Source organism: Bacteroides sp. 43_46 (assembly GCF_001915455.1).
Lineage (GTDB): Bacteria > Bacteroidota > Bacteroidia > Bacteroidales > Bacteroidaceae > Bacteroides > Bacteroides caccae.
The window spans coordinates 1-14,503 of record NZ_MNQN01000032.1 but is presented as its reverse complement, the minus strand read 5'-3'; the positions used below and the strand labels follow the sequence as shown (position 1 = coordinate 14,503).

Here is a 14,503-nt window from a genome sequence, read left to right as displayed (position 1 = left end):
AGTCCTTTCTGAATAATGATATTATAATGAAATATCTCATATATATTTTTTATTTTTTTTGTTTATTTCCCTATGTTCAAATATTACCTTTTAATACTGACAGTCAACCTAATGCACTGATTGTGGCTATTATTTTATTCTGTTCACAAAAGAGCGGAGGAAAAATAAATAAGTCATTGTTTCTTTTATTGCTGACTTTCTTAGGTGCTTTGATAATTCTTTTTATCAATTATCCAATAAAATTACAAAGTATTCGATTGTTTGGAGGGTATATTAGTTTATTTCTTATTCCTTATGTAGCATATATCAGTCTTAAATCGACTGGCGGAATACCATATCTATTTTTTGTTTTTGCTGTGAGCTTTTGGTTATTAGTTGGAAGTGTACAATTATTAATAGATGCAAGTTTCCTCCAATTTATTCTTTATAGAGAACAATCAATTTCTGACTTAATAGAAAGTGGAAGAGGAGTTACATCTTTAGCTCCTGAACCTACCTTTTATGGTATTATTTGTGTGTTTCTAGCTATAATAAACCAGTTGTGTTTTCGCAATGAAAAATATTATAAATGGATTCTTCTTGCGTGTTTATTTCAAATATTTGTAATATCCCGATCCTCTGCCTGTATTTTTGTCATTACTATTTCTCTTGTTGCTTATATTGTTTATCAAGTGTTTTGTTCAAATACACATCGCGATAGGTATATCTTACTTTTAATGGGGATAATAGGATGTATAGTTGTCTTTTTTGCGATAGACCTTTCTTTATTAGCACCCTATAGAATAGGAAAATTGCTTATTATTTTACAGAGAGATCCAATGTTGTTCTTGGCTACGGATGCAAGTGTGAACGAACGCTTTAATCATGCTTTTTTTTCTTTATATGGCTTTTTAAGAAATTGGGGGATACCTCACGGTTTTGATGCTTTTGCTCAAAATGTGTCAGATATTCGTTCCAGTGGTATGTATCATAACCTTTTCATTAGTTATTTTAATATTGAACGTTATCACCGCATTATGAGCGGAATCGGGGCATTATTTTTTGAACTGGGGGTTATAGCGTTTCTACCGTTGCATGTGATTATGAAGAATTTTTATATTCTTCAACATAGAAATCCAAGCTCAATGTTTTGCTTATTTTTATATTTATCTGTGATGCTTAATGCTGTTACTTTCATGACTGCACTTGCACCCTTTATAATAGGTATTATCATCTATTTGAATGATGAACTAACTTCTCGGACAATATTATAATCATTATACAAGCAAAAAGTATTATGCCCACTCTTTTTCAGATTAATGTGGTTGCCAATTGGGGATCGACAGGTCGAATTGCGGAAGAAATCGGTCAGATGGCTATAAAATGCGGATGGAAAAGCTATATTGCTTATGGTCGTGGAAAACCCAAGAGTCAGTCGAAACTTATTCGTATAGGAAATAAGGTAGATATGTATCGGCATGCTCTAATATCTAGACTGTTGGATAATCATGGACTTAATTCGAACAAAGCGACGAGAAAATTAATAGATCGTATTAGGGATATAAAACCGGATATTGTTCATCTGCATAATATTCATGGATATTTCTTGAATTATGCACTACTATTTGACTTCTTAAAAGATGCTGGTATTCCGATAGTATGGACATTACATGATTGCTGGACTTTTACTGGACATTGCGCACATTTTATCTTTATAGGCTGTGATAAATGGAAGGTCGGTTGCAAGCATTGTCCACAGAAATTAAGTTATCCGACGTCATGGTTATGTGACAGGAGCCATAGGAATTATAAGATAAAAAAAATGGTATATACGTCTATTCCGAACTTAATACTGGTTCCTGTTTCTGATTGGCTTGCCGGGTTACTTCGTTTTTCTTTCATGAAAGAGTATTCAATACGCCGAATTTACAATGGTGTGGATCTAATGACGTTTTCTCCACAAGGTAATACATTGCAACTAAGGAGACGCATTGGGGTTATACAACGCTATATGTTGATAGGAGTGGCCAGTGTATGGAGTGCCAGAAAAGGATTAGCTGATTTTGTAGCCTTACGGAGGAAGCTATCTATTCAAGAGTATGCTATGGTACTGATCGGGTTAACGCAAAAACAGATTCAGGAACTGCCACAAGGTATCGTTGGTATATCAAGAACAAATAGTGTGAAAGAATTGGCGGAATATTATTCAGTGGCAAATGTGTTTGTCAATCCTACATGGGAAGATAATTTTCCTACAACGAATCTGGAAGCGCTCGCTTGTGATACTCCGGTAATCACATATCAGACTGGTGGTAGTATAGAAGCTATAGATGAAAAGACAGGTATAATTGTTCCAACTGGAGATGTAGAAATATTAACCCAATCAGTGAGACAAATTTGTGAAGATAGGATAATAGAGGAGGGGCAATGTAGAAAAAGAGCAATTGAATTGTACAATAAAAATGACCGCTACAAGGAATATATGAGTTTATATAATGAGCTTATGAATTCATTACATAAATAAATTTTATACATGAAAATCTCAATTATAACTGTAACCTTCAATAGTGAGCAAACATTACGATATACTATTGAAAGTATTCTCAATCAAGATTATGATGACATCGAATATTTAATTATCGACGGAGGTTCAACAGATAGTACACTTGATATCATTAAATACTATGAGCCTAAATTTGAAGGAAAACTCCATTATATAAGTGAACCGGACAAAGGTATATATGATGCGATGAACAAAGGGATTCTAATGGCTACCGGAAATGTTGTCGGCTTTCTGAATTCGGATGATTTATTTATAGACAAAAAGGTAGCTGAAGATATAGTTTCAGCATTCGATACGAATACAGATGCAATTTATGCTAATCTTTATTTCGTTCAATCAACCGATGTAAACCAAATTGTCCGTATTTGGAAAGGAAGTCCTTATGTAAGTTTTAAATATGGCTGGTGTCCTGCTCATCCTACCTTTTATGTGCGACGTGAGATTTATCAACAGTATGGAGGGTTTGATCTTTCTTTTGATGTATCTGCTGATTTTGAATTGATGTTGCGATTGATAGAAAAAGTACACATACGAACTAAATATCTGGACCGATATATGATAAGAATGCGTATGGGTGGGGAGAGCACAGGCAATATAAAAAATATTCTGAGGGGAAATAAGAATATTTATAAAGCTTTCCGTAAACATGGACTGAGTGTGTCTATTTTTTATCCTATATATCGTTTGCTGCCTAAAGCAATTGATTTGATAAAATGCAAATTGGGGTTAAATAATTGGGAGAGTAATAAAAAGTAAATTGTATTTTATGGAAAAAGATGAAGGATTCATTTCTGATGGGATGAACGCATTTGAACGTAATGTGAAACGAATAGTTGATTGTTTGCTGGCAGGAATAGCGTTAATTATTTTTTCTCCTTTGTTTTTAGTTTGTTACATTGCAGTCAAACATGAGGATGGGGGACCGGCATTATTTAAACAAGAGAGAATCGGTCGTTTCGGTCGACCTTTTTACATTTACAAATTTCGGAGTATGAGATTGGATGCGGAGAAAATGGGACCGGCTTTGTATAAAGGAGGAAAAGATAGCCGATTGACTAAGATCGGTAAATTCTTACGAGAGCATCATTTAGATGAATTACCGCAGTTGTACAATGTATTTATTGGAGATATGGCATTTATAGGTCCCCGTCCGGAACGTAAATTTTATATTGACCAAATCATGGAACATGATTCTCGTTATCGGTTTCTTTATCAGATTCGTCCGGGAGTAACTTCTTATGCAACTCTGTACAATGGCTATACAGATAGTCTTGATAAAATGTTACGTCGACTGAGATATGATTTGTTCTATTTGGAACGACGTTCTTGGTGGTTTGATTTTAAAATATTAATAAAGACCTTTATCTGTATTGTTTTCGGTAAGAAATTCTAATAAATAACAGTAAAAATAAGATGAATAAATTCTTTTTAATTGTATTGCTGGCTTTTGTGATGACTGGTTGTCAGTCTTATAAAAAAGTACCCTATCTGCAGGATGCAGAGGCCGTATCGCATGGAGTTCAGAACGAACAGCTGTATGATGCGAAGATAATGCCTAAAGACTTGTTGACCATTGTGGTGTCATGTACCAGTCCTGAATTGGCAGCTCCTTTCAATCTGACAGTTGCTACACAGGGTAATGTTGCTTCGAACTATACAACCGCTCAGCCGGTTCTGCAGCAATATCTGGTGGATAATGAAGGAAAGATAAACTTCCCGGTATTGGGTGAACTCCATGTGGGAGGGTTGACAAAGAAGGCAACGGAACAAATGATTGTAGAAAAGTTGAAGCCTTATATAAAGGAAATTCCTATCGTGACTGTCCGCATGGTGAATTATAAGATTTCAGTGATCGGCGAAGTTGCCCGTCCCGGCACTTTTACTATCTCGAATGAGAAAGTAAACTTATTGGAAGCATTGGCCATGGCAGGAGATATGACCGTATATGGACTGCGTGATGACATTAAATTAATAAGGGAGGACGCTAACGGCAGACAGGAGATTGTAACCTTGGATTTGAACAAGGCAGAGACGATTCTTTCACCTTACTACTGGTTACAACAGAATGATATTATTTATGTCACTCCCAACAAGGCCAAGGCCCGTAATTCGGACATCGGAAGCAGTACCAGCCTGTGGTTCTCCGCCACTTCTATCCTGATTTCCATTGCCAGTCTATTGTATAACATTTTAAGATAATACCGGAACAATGAAAGAGGAACTACCAAACGAGAAATTGCGCGAAGCGGAGGATATGGAAATAGATATTAAGGAACTGCTTTTCAAATGCTTGATCCACTGGCCTTGGTTCGTAGGAACGGTGGTGGCTTGTTTGATTGCCGCCTATGTTTATTTGTATGTTGCTACTCCTGTATATAACATTTCGGCTACGGTTCTGATAAAGGATGATAAGAAAGGAGGAGCCTCAAATAATGTGGGCGGTTTGGATGAACTGGGCCTTAGCGGATTAATCACTTCTTCGCAAAGTATAGATAACGAAATAGAGGTGCTGCGTTCCAAGACGCTTGTAAAAGAAGTTGTCAATTATCTGAATCTCTATGTGACTTATAAGGATGAAGATCTCATCCCTTCGAAAGAGTTGTACAAGACTTCTCCGGTGCAGGTAAACATGACTCCGCAAGAAGCGGAAAAGCTGAAAAAAGACATTGTTGTTGAAATGGTGGTACAGCCACAGGGCAGTTTGGATGTGAACGTGAAAATGGATGATAGGGAAATTCAGAAACATTTCGAAAAGTTGCCTGCCATTCTTCCTACTGACCGGGGAACGATTTCTTTCTTTCAGGTTACTGATTCTATCCCTGTGGAGGGGGCTTCTTCAGTTCAGGGCGCACGGCATATCACAGCTACCATTAGCTGTCCCATGAATGTGGCAAGAGGATATTGTGGAAATTTAGTTATCGTACCTACCTCGCAAACGACTTCTGTGGTAACGGTTTCCTTGAAGAATTCCAGCTTGCGTCGCGGACAGGATTTTATCAATCAGTTGCTGGAGATGTATAATCGCAACACGAATAATGACAAGAATGAGATTGCGCAGAAAACGGCGGAGTTTATCGATGAACGCATTGGCATTATCTCAAAGGAACTGGGGAGCACGGAAGCTGACCTGGAAACTTTCAAGCGTGATGCGGGAATAACGGATTTGAGCAGTGACGCGCAAATCGCTTTATCCGGTAATGCCGAATATGAGAAGAAGCAGGTGGAAAACCGTACTCAGATCAGCCTGGTGGAGGATTTGAAGAGGTATTTAAGTCATAGTGAATATGAAGTGTTACCGAGCAATGTCGGCTTGAAGGACGCGGCCCTTGCCACGCAGATCGACCGTTATAATGAGATGCTCATTGAACGTAAGCGTCTGCTCCGCACTTCTACTGAGAGCAATCCGGCTATCGTCAATTTGGATACCAGTATCCGTGCGACGAAGGCGAATGTGCAGGCTACCATTGAAGGCACGCTCCAAGGGCTGTTTATAACCAAAGCTGATCTGGACCGCGAAGCCAAACGCTATATGCGTCGTATCAGTGACGCTCCGGGGCAGGAACGCCGGTATGTGAGTATCGCCCGTCAGCAGGAAATAAAGGCCGGATTGTACTTGATGTTGTTGCAGAAGCGTGAAGAGAATGCCATCATGCTGGCTGCCACTGCCAATAATGCGAAGATAATAGATGAAGCAATCGCTGATGATATTCCGGTATTTCCCAAGCGCGGTATTATTTATTTGGTTGCATTGGTCTTGGGATTTGTGATCCCTGTTGCCGTTATCTTCCTGGTTGACCTGACGAAGTTCAGGGTCGAAGGACATGCGGATGTGGAGAAACTGACGAGTGTTCCGATTGTTGGTGATATCCCATTGACTAATGAGAAGAACGCCAAAGACGGTTCTATCGCCGTATTCGAGAACCAGAATAACCTGATGAGCGAAACTTTCCGTAACATCCGGACGAATATCCAGTTTATGCTTCAGAATGACAGGAAAGTAATCCTTGTGACTTCAACGGTCAGCGGTGAAGGTAAATCTTTCACTTCGGCTAATCTGGCTATCAGCCTGTCTCTTTTGGGGAAGAAAGTTGTGATTGTAGGTCTTGATATCCGTAAGCCGGGATTGAACAAGGTTTTTAGTCTTTCGAGCAAGGAGAAAGGTATAACTCAATATCTGTCCAATCCGGAAATGGATCTGATGAGTCTTGTGCAACCGTCCGATGTGAATAAGAACCTGTTTATTCTTCCGGGCGGAACCGTTCCTCCTAATCCGACGGAATTGTTGGCTCGTGATGGCTTGGATAAAGCTATTGATATGCTCAAGAACAATTTTGATTATGTAATCCTGGATACAGCTCCTGTCGGTATGGTTACCGATACTTTATTGATAGGGCGTGTGGCTGATTTGTCGGTATACGTATGTCGTGCCGACTATACTCATAAAGCGGAATATACACTGATCAATGAGTTGTCTCATGAACAGAAGTTGCCTAATCTTTGTACTATTATTAATGGAGTAGACCTGAAGAAAAGAAAATATGGCTATTATTATGGCTATGGTAAGTATAGCAAACATTACGGCTATGGCAAACGGTATGGGTATGGCTATGGTTATGGGCAGGAAAAATAAAGATAAAACAGCTATGGGAGGCAGTGAAGTACTATTTCCCGTAGCTGTTTAGATATTTGAAGCTATGCTGGTTAGGAAACTATATAGTGATATATTTCTTGACCACACCCTCGCATCAGGATAATGACTGATGCAAATTTTCCACTATATCGACTGTCTGTGAAGATCGTTGATATTTTTTATAATTCTGCATATTCTTTTCGACAGTCAAAACAAGGACAGGCTTTATGAATCGAAGCACTAAGTTGATAATGCCCCAGGATTTGTGCTTTCGGATACTGATGCCTGAGTATAGTTAACAGATCGAGTAGTGTGAAACGCTGCGCCTGGGTCCTAGTGTCTGCCGGGTATCCATTTTCATCCAGTCCGCCTTCATAGCAAATGCCTATGCTGTGCCGGTTAAAGCCTCGCACATGCGCACCCGGCTCTGATACCGGACGGCAGTGATGAAGTTCTCCGTCCCTGGTGATATAAAAATGATATCCGATGCATTTGAAACCACGTTGCAAATGGCATTTGAGTAATTGTTCTTCTGTAAAGGGGATGTTGGCACGCGTAGCGCTGCAATGTACTACAATATATTGAATGCTTCGTGGCACATATTCTTCTTCTGAAGAAAATTCTTTTAACTCTTTCATTTTATTCGTTCGTTTAGATATGGGCTACACAAGAGGTTACCCCCAAGGCAGAGATGATTGAAGTGGCTACCGTGATAAAGATTTGTAAAATTTGTTTCCAAACTGATTTTTTCATGACTTTTGATTTTAAATAATTGAAAATAAAAATGAGATTATAAAAATAGAGTTGACTTGTGAGTTGCCAGCATTAAACCGGCAACTCTGTGAAGCATAAATATCGTGTTATTTTATATGCTCGGGTCCGGTGTTTGTCCTTTGTCTTCATCCGGATCAGGTACTACAACGTCGTCACCTTCACTTCCTTCACCTTTCTTTACTTGTGTATATTTCATTGCCTTACACATGTCCAGAAGCATGCTTCCTGGATGAAAACGGACACGGGAAATTTTGATACAGGTGGCCGCCTTGAATTTCTCTGCCGTTTCGCTGGCATTACCAGTAACAATCGTTACACGGAAACTCCCCATATCGCCAAGCAGGACGATATTACCCAATGACAACTGATTCTTCATTTCCAACAGAAACTCAGTAATACATCCTTTCAACTCACCGATAGAATAAGAGGAACGCTCTGATACACGACTGATAACTTCGTCTGTATCCACTCTGCGATTGCTACGAGCCATTGCATAAAACTTGGCCGGCTCTTGTGGCTTTAACGGATTTTTACGTTCTACTACGACATACTTCTGTGCCATAAATCTTTCTTTTTTAATTGATTCTTAATTCTTAAATCATATCTCTGTAATCGATTACACCGCAAAGATACCATATTGAGAATGGGTGATGAACGTCAGTGAACGTTATTGAACGGTGGTTATTTTATTTGACTAAATACTTGCTGAGGTATGTAAAAAACACTATCTTTATATCATTAATAACAGAATAAGTAGGATAAAATGGAAGAAGTAAAATTTTATGTGAGATGCTATGATAAGATTGAGTTGGCGAGAATGTATTTCCCGAATTTGAGTAATCCCGTATCTGTAGCAAAGCTCCGTCGTTGGATGCGTAATTGTATGCCCTTAATGGAGGAACTTATGGCAGGAGATTTTCATCCGAAAATGAAAATGTTCAGTGCGCGGGAAGTCAGGCTTATCGTACGTTATTTGGGGGAACCGGACGGATACGTTTTCATGCATGAACATGCGGATGTAAAATGACTGCTCTTTTAAATGAAAACGACCGCTTCTTTTCTTAATAAGGAGCGGTCGTTTTAGTGTAAACATACAGTCGTTTACGTTGAATTGACCGCTCGATTTATATAAGTCAAACGGTCGGTTGAAACAGGTCAGGCAGTCGTATTCTTTTTCATCCAGGCTATGCCGGGCACGTAGTCCTCCAGTTTTGTCATACTCGGGTCATGTCTGAAATAAAGTTCTTTTGTCGTACCGTTGCGGTGTTTGACAATATCTATCACTCCCAGTCCTTCAGTTGGATACGTACTTTTACGGTCTGTGTCACGTCCGGAAAGAGCAGGGCGTGAAAGCATCAATACCAGATCAGCGTCTTGTTCGATAGCTCCGCTTTCCCGCAGGTCGCTCAAACTAGGACGACTGTCAGGACGCCCTTCTACATTACGGTTTAATTGGCTGAGTAGTATGACGGGAATATTTAGTTCTTTTGCCAGCATTTTGGCTTTACGGCTGGCTTGGGCTACTTCCTGCTCGCGGTTGCGGTTGTTCCGATCACTTTTCATGTCACATAATTGCAGGTAGTCAATGATGACACCGTCGCATTCACCTTTGCTTTGTAGCAGTTTGGCGGAAGAACGAACGTAATCCATACTCACTGACGGGTTATCATCAATGTGAATAGGTAGACGGGACAACTCAGCTGCTGCTTCGTGCAGTTGCCTCTGTTCACTGGGTGTAAGTTGGCCGCTGCGTACATTGTCGGGGTTGACATTGGTGGTAGCAGCCAGTAACCAGCGGTCACCCAAACGTTCTCCTAGCATCTCGAGACTGAATATAGCTATGTGATAACCGGCAGAAGCGGCGGCACGCGCCAGGTGCAGGGCGAATGACGTTTTACCTACTGCAGGACGGGCAGCAATGACTACCTCGTCACCTGGTTGCCAGCCGCATGTCAGGCGATCAAGATCGGAGAATCCGGTAGGAAGCCCCGTTATACCATTCTTGTTGGAGCTGATGCGCGCTTCTATTTGTTTAATCGTATCATCCATCAGTTGTAACATGGAGCGTAGATGTTCGGTAGTTCCACATTCATTTTCCAGTCGGTCAAGGAGGGTATGAGCGTCTGCCAATGTATCGTCTATATCGGTGGTTTCGTCGGCAGCCAACGCCAGAAGCTTGTGGAATCCCAGAATCGTTTCACGACGGATATATTTCTGTTTAAGAATCCGTGCATGATATTCGAGGTGAGCACTGGAAGCTACACGCCCGCTGATGTGTGCCAGCGTGTAAGGTCCTCCGATGAATTCAAGTTTGCCGCGTCGGGCAAGTTCTTCTTTGACTGTTATGATATCTATTTTCTGTCCGTTGCGATACATACTTTGTAACGTAGCGTAAATCTCCAGATTTTTTTCATTATAAAAAGCTTCCGGTCGTAGTATATCTGCAATCAATGTGATTGCTTTGCTTTCAATCAGGCAACTGCCAAGTATGATTTCCTCAAGTTCGGCATCCTGTGGATTTATAATTTCACTCATTTTCTTTACTAATAATCATATTCATTCAGGAATGCTTTGTCGGATAGATATGTACTAGCCTGCATACAGTACTTTGTATCTGTCAGATTGTCATAATATTCATCAATATTCTTCAAGCTCAGGCTGCGTTCGTGGGGAGACAATTTCTTCCATTCCCGGCGTGCCCGGCCGATATTGGTTTTCGGCTTTTGAGTTACTTCATGATATTTAGCCCAGAATACTTCGAAAGTAACTCCATTTGCTTCTTCGTGGGCATTCTCGCGACGTTTCTGTCCTACAAGCAGATCATAACTGGGGATACGTATGTGAGTGATATACGGATTAATAACTCTTTCTATAATCCCTTCTTCATACATTTTATTGAAGAAATATCGTGTCCGGCTACGTTTCCAACCAAATAATTTCGCCCAATGAGCAATGGATATAACCGATTCGCCCCGCCGACATTCAAAAGTGTAATGTTTCACAGTACATTCTGTTGTGCTGTAATTGACGTGAGTTAGCACGAGGATGAAGGCGTCGAAGTATCCTGTCGCACCTTTTGTCTTTTTCATTTGCTCCTCAAACAATACTTTAGGGAAAAGGAGATATCCCTTCTTTAGCATTTCTGCTGTTGATTTAATCATAAGTTTACTTATTTAATACATATAAAATATTTCAGTCGTCTTGGGAGGTACATTTTAGGACCTCCTTGAGCGACCTTTTTTGATTACTCTCAAACGTCGTGGTAGAAGATAGGGGGAGTATATGGTATTTTATGCTTCGACCTCTCTTTGGCCCACTAATATATATAATAAAAAAAGAATGTATTAAAATACATTATATCTTCATCCTCGACTTTCATTGTTCGCTATATTTAATTTTCGGCAAAGGTATAATTTGTCAATTTGCCTGAAAAAGCTTTTTTTTGATGTACTGGTAATTTAAAAGTGCTATTATTAATAATATTTTTAATTAAAAATCTAATTATTTAAACAATCTTCTCTATCTTTGCAAATGAAATTAGATTTTATAAAGGCTTTTTTAGCCGCTAATTGACGGCAATGTATTACTAATAGTATATAATTAAATTTTATGATATCACAAGGAAAAAAAGTAATAGAAGAACGTTTACAGCGCAAACGGGAACAGTGCATTCATCAAAAGGAGAAACTGGAACAAATGAAATGTACAATGCGGAAAACAGAAGAAGAAGTAGAACAATTGGAATATGTCCTTCATGAAATAGAGCATATAGAGAAATCGAAACGTGAACCACGGGTGATTCCTAATGCCGAAATAAGTAATGTCTTTGCATCTCTTTGTCGTGAATTTGATTATTTGCAGCATAGGTTAAAGCTGTTTTTTAAATATAAGCTGGTATGTGAAGTTATATTTGCTCGTTATCAATTCCGAAGCCGGTCACATGTTCCCGGACGGGAATATCTTAGCTATGCCACCGTGCTGACTTATTTTAAACGTGAAAGGGGGATGGTGAACTCATGATTTCAAAAATATCGAAATATAAAGATAATAACATGAAAAACAAATGTTTTAGGAACAGAAATGACTAAATTGATATTTTTTCCTTATTTTTGTGTGTCCATTTTTGAATGATATGATGCAGATAATACAATTAAAAGGAAAAGACAAACACTTATATCGGCTTTTGGCACCGTTGGTTATGGATCCTGAAGTAATACGCGCCAACAATAATTACCCTTTTAAGACGGGTGAGGAGTATGTCTGGTTTATTGCAATTGAAGATAAGGAAGTGATGGGTTTCGTTCCGGTGGAGCAAAAAGGCCGGAAGAAAGCTGTAATCAATAATTATTATGTGAAGGCAGAGGGGACAGAACGGGAGGAGCTTTTGTCGTTGTTGTTACCGGCTGTTATTGCTGAATTCGGATCTGAGACTTGGTTACTTAACTCTGTCACGCTGATACAAGACAAAGAAATCTTTGAGAAATTTGAATTTGTATCCATGGATAAAAAGTGGACACGGTATGTTAAAATGTATAGATGATTTATGGGCAAAAAGAAGATAGCGGGCACAAAGAATGTATATGAACTAGCACAAGAGCGACTGAAAGTTATATTTAATGAATTTGATAATATCTATGTATCATTTTCCGGAGGTAAAGATAGTGGGGTGTTGCTGAATATGTGTATTGACTACATCCGGAAAAATAATCTAAAGATACGTCTTGGAGTCTTTCACATGGATTATGAAATCCAGTATAAAATGACCATTGACTATGTGGACCGGATACTGGAAGCTAATAAGGATATTCTGGATGTATACCGGGTATGTATTCCTTTTCGTGTAGCTACCTGCACTTCTATGTATCAGTCTTTTTGGCGTCCTTGGGAAGATAGTAAAAAGAATATATGGGTTCGCCCCATGCCTAAAAAGGCAATGACTAAAGACGACTTTCCGTTTTATAATACAACGATGTGGGATTATGAATTTCAGATGCGTTTTGCGCAATGGATACATAATAAGAATGATGCTGTGCGTACTTGTTGCCTGATCGGTATTCGTACGCAGGAGAGTTTCAATCGTTGGAGATGTATTTATATGAGTCGTAAATTTCAGATGTACCACAAGTATAAATGGACTTCGAAAGTGGGAAATGACATTTATAATGCTTATCCTATCTATGACTGGAAAACAACGGATGTGTGGACGGCTAACGGAAAATTCCAGTGGGATTATAATGTGCTATATGACCTTTATTATCGGGCGGGAGTCAATCTGGAGCGTCAGCGTGTAGCAAGTCCTTTTATCAATGAAGCACAAGAGAGTCTTCAGCTCTATCGGGTACTTGATCCCAATACGTGGGGCAAGATGGTAGGACGAGTGAACGGGGTTAACTTTACAGGTATGTATGGTGGTACCCACGCAATGGGGTGGCAGTCAGTGAAGCTGCCAGAAGGGTATACATGGCGTGAGTTTATGTATTTCCTGTTGTCTACTTTGCCGGAACGGGCACGGAAGAATTATCTCCGGAAACTGTCGGTAAGTGTAAATTTTTGGCGGACAAAAGGCGGTTGCCTGAGTGACGCTACTATCCGGAAGTTAATTGATGCCAAAATACCGATAATTGTCATGGATAACAGTAATTACAAAACACTAAAGAAGCCGGTACGTATGGAATATCAGGATGATATAGATATTCCGGAGTTTAAAGAAATACCTACGTATAAACGGATGTGTATTTGCATCCTCAAAAATGATCATGCATGCAAGTATATGGGATTTTCACCGACAAAGGAAGAAATGAGTAAGAGAAGTCAAATAATGGAACAATATAGAATTATAGTATCATGAGTGTAGATAAAAGTCCTGTCTACGAGGTAAAAGCGGTGCCCGTAGAAAAAGTATATGCAAACGATTATAATCCGAACGTCGTTGCACCGCCCGAAATGAAATTACTTGAACTTTCTATCTGGGAAGATGGCTTTACAATGCCATGTGTATGTTATTATAATAAAGAGGAAGACCGTTATATTCTAGTGGATGGTTATCATCGCTATACGGTATTGAAAACTTCGCAGCGAATTTATAAACGTGAAAACGGGCTGCTTCCGATTGTGGTGATTGACAAGGATTTGTCGAACCGGATGAGTTCTACTATACGTCACAACCGCGCTCGTGGGATGCATAATATAGAATTGATGTGCAACATCGTTGCGGAACTTGACAAAGCAGGTATGTCCGATCAATGGATTATGAAGAATATCGGTATGGATCGTGATGAATTATTGCGCCTGAAGCAAATTTCAGGACTTGCTGATTTGTTTGCTAATCGTGAATTTAGTATTCCGGATGAAGTAGCACCCACAGAAACGGAACGAAAAACGTTATAATCTGATAGCTATTTATATACAAAAATTGAACATTCTACCATTTAGGCATAGATTATATAAGTTTTCGGCTTTTTTATTGTGTAAAATAGTCGTTTCTCTTGTCTGATTTATGCCTGGATTGTATCTAAATGATATGAAAATCTATTAGTATTTTCCTATCTCTTTATTTT

Annotated in this window: 16 protein-coding genes; 11 read left to right on the top strand and 5 right to left on the bottom strand. The window is 39.2% G+C overall.

What is annotated here, in order from left to right; genetic code table 11:
* The 6 genes from BHV72_RS03305 to BHV72_RS03280 form a co-directional block, all read left to right on the top strand.
* The coding region (locus tag BHV72_RS03305) for a hypothetical protein (protein WP_286854527.1) at positions 1-1,253 on the top strand (1,253 nt) is incomplete at its 5' end.
* Between the two features lie 23 nt (positions 1,254-1,276).
* Positions 1,277-2,503: a glycosyltransferase gene (locus BHV72_RS03300; RefSeq protein ID WP_005681213.1), complete on the top strand. Its 1,227-nt coding sequence runs from the start codon at positions 1,277-1,279 to the stop codon at positions 2,501-2,503.
* A gap of 9 nt (positions 2,504-2,512) precedes the next feature.
* Positions 2,513-3,298 carry a glycosyltransferase family 2 protein gene (locus tag BHV72_RS03295; protein WP_286854524.1) on the top strand — a complete coding sequence of 262 codons (786 nt, stop codon included), beginning with the start codon at positions 2,513-2,515 and terminating at the stop codon, positions 3,296-3,298.
* Positions 3,299-3,308: 10 nt separating this feature from the next.
* Positions 3,309-3,935: a sugar transferase gene (locus BHV72_RS03290; RefSeq protein ID WP_286854522.1), complete on the top strand. Its 627-nt coding sequence runs from the start codon at positions 3,309-3,311 to the stop codon at positions 3,933-3,935.
* Between the two features lie 20 nt (positions 3,936-3,955).
* Complete coding sequence (locus BHV72_RS03285; protein ID WP_005675711.1) at positions 3,956-4,741, top strand: polysaccharide biosynthesis/export family protein; 786 nt, start codon at positions 3,956-3,958, stop codon at positions 4,739-4,741.
* Between the two features lie 10 nt (positions 4,742-4,751).
* Positions 4,752-7,172, top strand: a complete 2,421-nt coding sequence (locus BHV72_RS03280; RefSeq protein ID WP_122264386.1) for a GumC family protein — start codon at positions 4,752-4,754, stop codon at positions 7,170-7,172.
* Positions 7,173-7,351: 179 nt separating this feature from the next.
* Here the strand turns inward: BHV72_RS03280 and BHV72_RS03275 are convergent, their stop codons facing one another.
* From BHV72_RS03275 to BHV72_RS03265, 3 genes are all read right to left on the bottom strand, one after another.
* Positions 7,352-7,810 (bottom strand): N-acetylmuramoyl-L-alanine amidase, encoded by a 459-nt coding sequence (locus BHV72_RS03275; RefSeq protein WP_005675714.1) that lies wholly within the window; start codon positions 7,808-7,810, stop codon positions 7,352-7,354.
* Between the two features lie 13 nt (positions 7,811-7,823).
* Positions 7,824-7,925, bottom strand: coding sequence for a smalltalk protein (locus tag BHV72_RS03270; protein WP_005681203.1), 102 nt, complete (start codon positions 7,923-7,925; stop codon positions 7,824-7,826).
* 112 nt (positions 7,926-8,037) lie between these two features.
* Entirely contained in the window at positions 8,038-8,508 is a 471-nt protein-coding gene (locus BHV72_RS03265; protein ID WP_005675715.1) for an HU family DNA-binding protein, read from the bottom strand.
* Between the two features lie 201 nt (positions 8,509-8,709).
* Here BHV72_RS03265 and BHV72_RS03260 point away from each other — a divergent pair, with 201 nt between their 5' ends.
* The gene (locus tag BHV72_RS03260) at positions 8,710-8,973 is read left to right on the top strand and encodes a DUF4248 domain-containing protein (protein WP_005675716.1); all 264 of its coding nucleotides are present in this window, start codon (positions 8,710-8,712) and stop codon (positions 8,971-8,973) included.
* Positions 8,974-9,101: 128 nt separating this feature from the next.
* On the opposite strand, the gene dnaB is transcribed toward BHV72_RS03260, so the two are convergent.
* Both dnaB and BHV72_RS03250 read right to left on the bottom strand, forming a co-directional pair.
* A complete protein-coding gene (gene dnaB, locus BHV72_RS03255) occupies positions 9,102-10,481 on the bottom strand; it encodes a replicative DNA helicase (RefSeq protein WP_005681202.1) in 1,380 nt (459 codons plus the stop codon).
* Between the two features lie 8 nt (positions 10,482-10,489).
* Positions 10,490-11,107: an LvrA C-terminal domain-related protein gene (locus BHV72_RS03250; protein ID WP_005675719.1), complete on the bottom strand. Its 618-nt coding sequence runs from the start codon at positions 11,105-11,107 to the stop codon at positions 10,490-10,492.
* A gap of 448 nt (positions 11,108-11,555) precedes the next feature.
* Here BHV72_RS03250 and BHV72_RS03245 point away from each other — a divergent pair, with 448 nt between their 5' ends.
* From BHV72_RS03245 to BHV72_RS03230, 4 genes are all read left to right on the top strand, one after another.
* On the top strand, positions 11,556-11,966 hold the full coding sequence (locus BHV72_RS03245; protein ID WP_005675722.1) for a hypothetical protein: 411 nt from the start codon (positions 11,556-11,558) through the stop codon (positions 11,964-11,966).
* 112 nt (positions 11,967-12,078) lie between these two features.
* A complete protein-coding gene (locus BHV72_RS03240; protein WP_005681201.1) occupies positions 12,079-12,486 on the top strand; it encodes a hypothetical protein in 408 nt (135 codons plus the stop codon).
* 3 nt (positions 12,487-12,489) lie between these two features.
* On the top strand, positions 12,490-13,794 hold the full coding sequence (locus tag BHV72_RS03235; RefSeq protein ID WP_005681200.1) for a DUF3440 domain-containing protein: 1,305 nt from the start codon (positions 12,490-12,492) through the stop codon (positions 13,792-13,794).
* Positions 13,791-14,333 carry an IbrB-like domain-containing protein gene (locus BHV72_RS03230; RefSeq protein WP_005675725.1) on the top strand — a complete coding sequence of 181 codons (543 nt, stop codon included), beginning with the start codon at positions 13,791-13,793 and terminating at the stop codon, positions 14,331-14,333. Before BHV72_RS03235 ends, BHV72_RS03230 begins: the two co-directional genes overlap by 4 nt.
* The last annotated feature ends 170 nt before the right edge of the window (positions 14,334-14,503 follow it).

Bases quoted from the DNA above. Each gene is read 5' to 3' on its own strand.
- BHV72_RS03260 (WP_005675716.1), top strand. From the start codon at position 8,710: ATGGAAGAAGTAAAATTTTATGTGAGATGCTATGATAAGATTGAGTTG.
- BHV72_RS03295 (WP_286854524.1), top strand. From the start codon at position 2,513: ATGAAAATCTCAATTATAACTGTAACCTTCAATAGTGAGCAAACATTA.
- dnaB (WP_005681202.1), bottom strand. From the start codon at position 10,481: ATGAGTGAAATTATAAATCCACAGGATGCCGAACTTGAGGAAATCATA.
- BHV72_RS03240 (WP_005681201.1), top strand. From the start codon at position 12,079: ATGATGCAGATAATACAATTAAAAGGAAAAGACAAACACTTATATCGG.
- BHV72_RS03270 (WP_005681203.1), bottom strand. From the start codon at position 7,925: ATGAAAAAATCAGTTTGGAAACAAATTTTACAAATCTTTATCACGGTA.
- BHV72_RS03250 (WP_005675719.1), bottom strand. From the start codon at position 11,107: ATGATTAAATCAACAGCAGAAATGCTAAAGAAGGGATATCTCCTTTTC.
- BHV72_RS03230 (WP_005675725.1), top strand. From the start codon at position 13,791: ATGAGTGTAGATAAAAGTCCTGTCTACGAGGTAAAAGCGGTGCCCGTA.
- BHV72_RS03235 (WP_005681200.1), top strand. From the start codon at position 12,490: ATGGGCAAAAAGAAGATAGCGGGCACAAAGAATGTATATGAACTAGCA.
- BHV72_RS03245 (WP_005675722.1), top strand. From the start codon at position 11,556: ATGATATCACAAGGAAAAAAAGTAATAGAAGAACGTTTACAGCGCAAA.
- BHV72_RS03290 (WP_286854522.1), top strand. From the start codon at position 3,309: ATGGAAAAAGATGAAGGATTCATTTCTGATGGGATGAACGCATTTGAA.
- BHV72_RS03300 (WP_005681213.1), top strand. From the start codon at position 1,277: ATGCCCACTCTTTTTCAGATTAATGTGGTTGCCAATTGGGGATCGACA.
- BHV72_RS03280 (WP_122264386.1), top strand. From the start codon at position 4,752: ATGAAAGAGGAACTACCAAACGAGAAATTGCGCGAAGCGGAGGATATG.
- BHV72_RS03265 (WP_005675715.1), bottom strand. From the start codon at position 8,508: ATGGCACAGAAGTATGTCGTAGTAGAACGTAAAAATCCGTTAAAGCCA.
- BHV72_RS03285 (WP_005675711.1), top strand. From the start codon at position 3,956: ATGAATAAATTCTTTTTAATTGTATTGCTGGCTTTTGTGATGACTGGT.
- BHV72_RS03275 (WP_005675714.1), bottom strand. From the start codon at position 7,810: ATGAAAGAGTTAAAAGAATTTTCTTCAGAAGAAGAATATGTGCCACGA.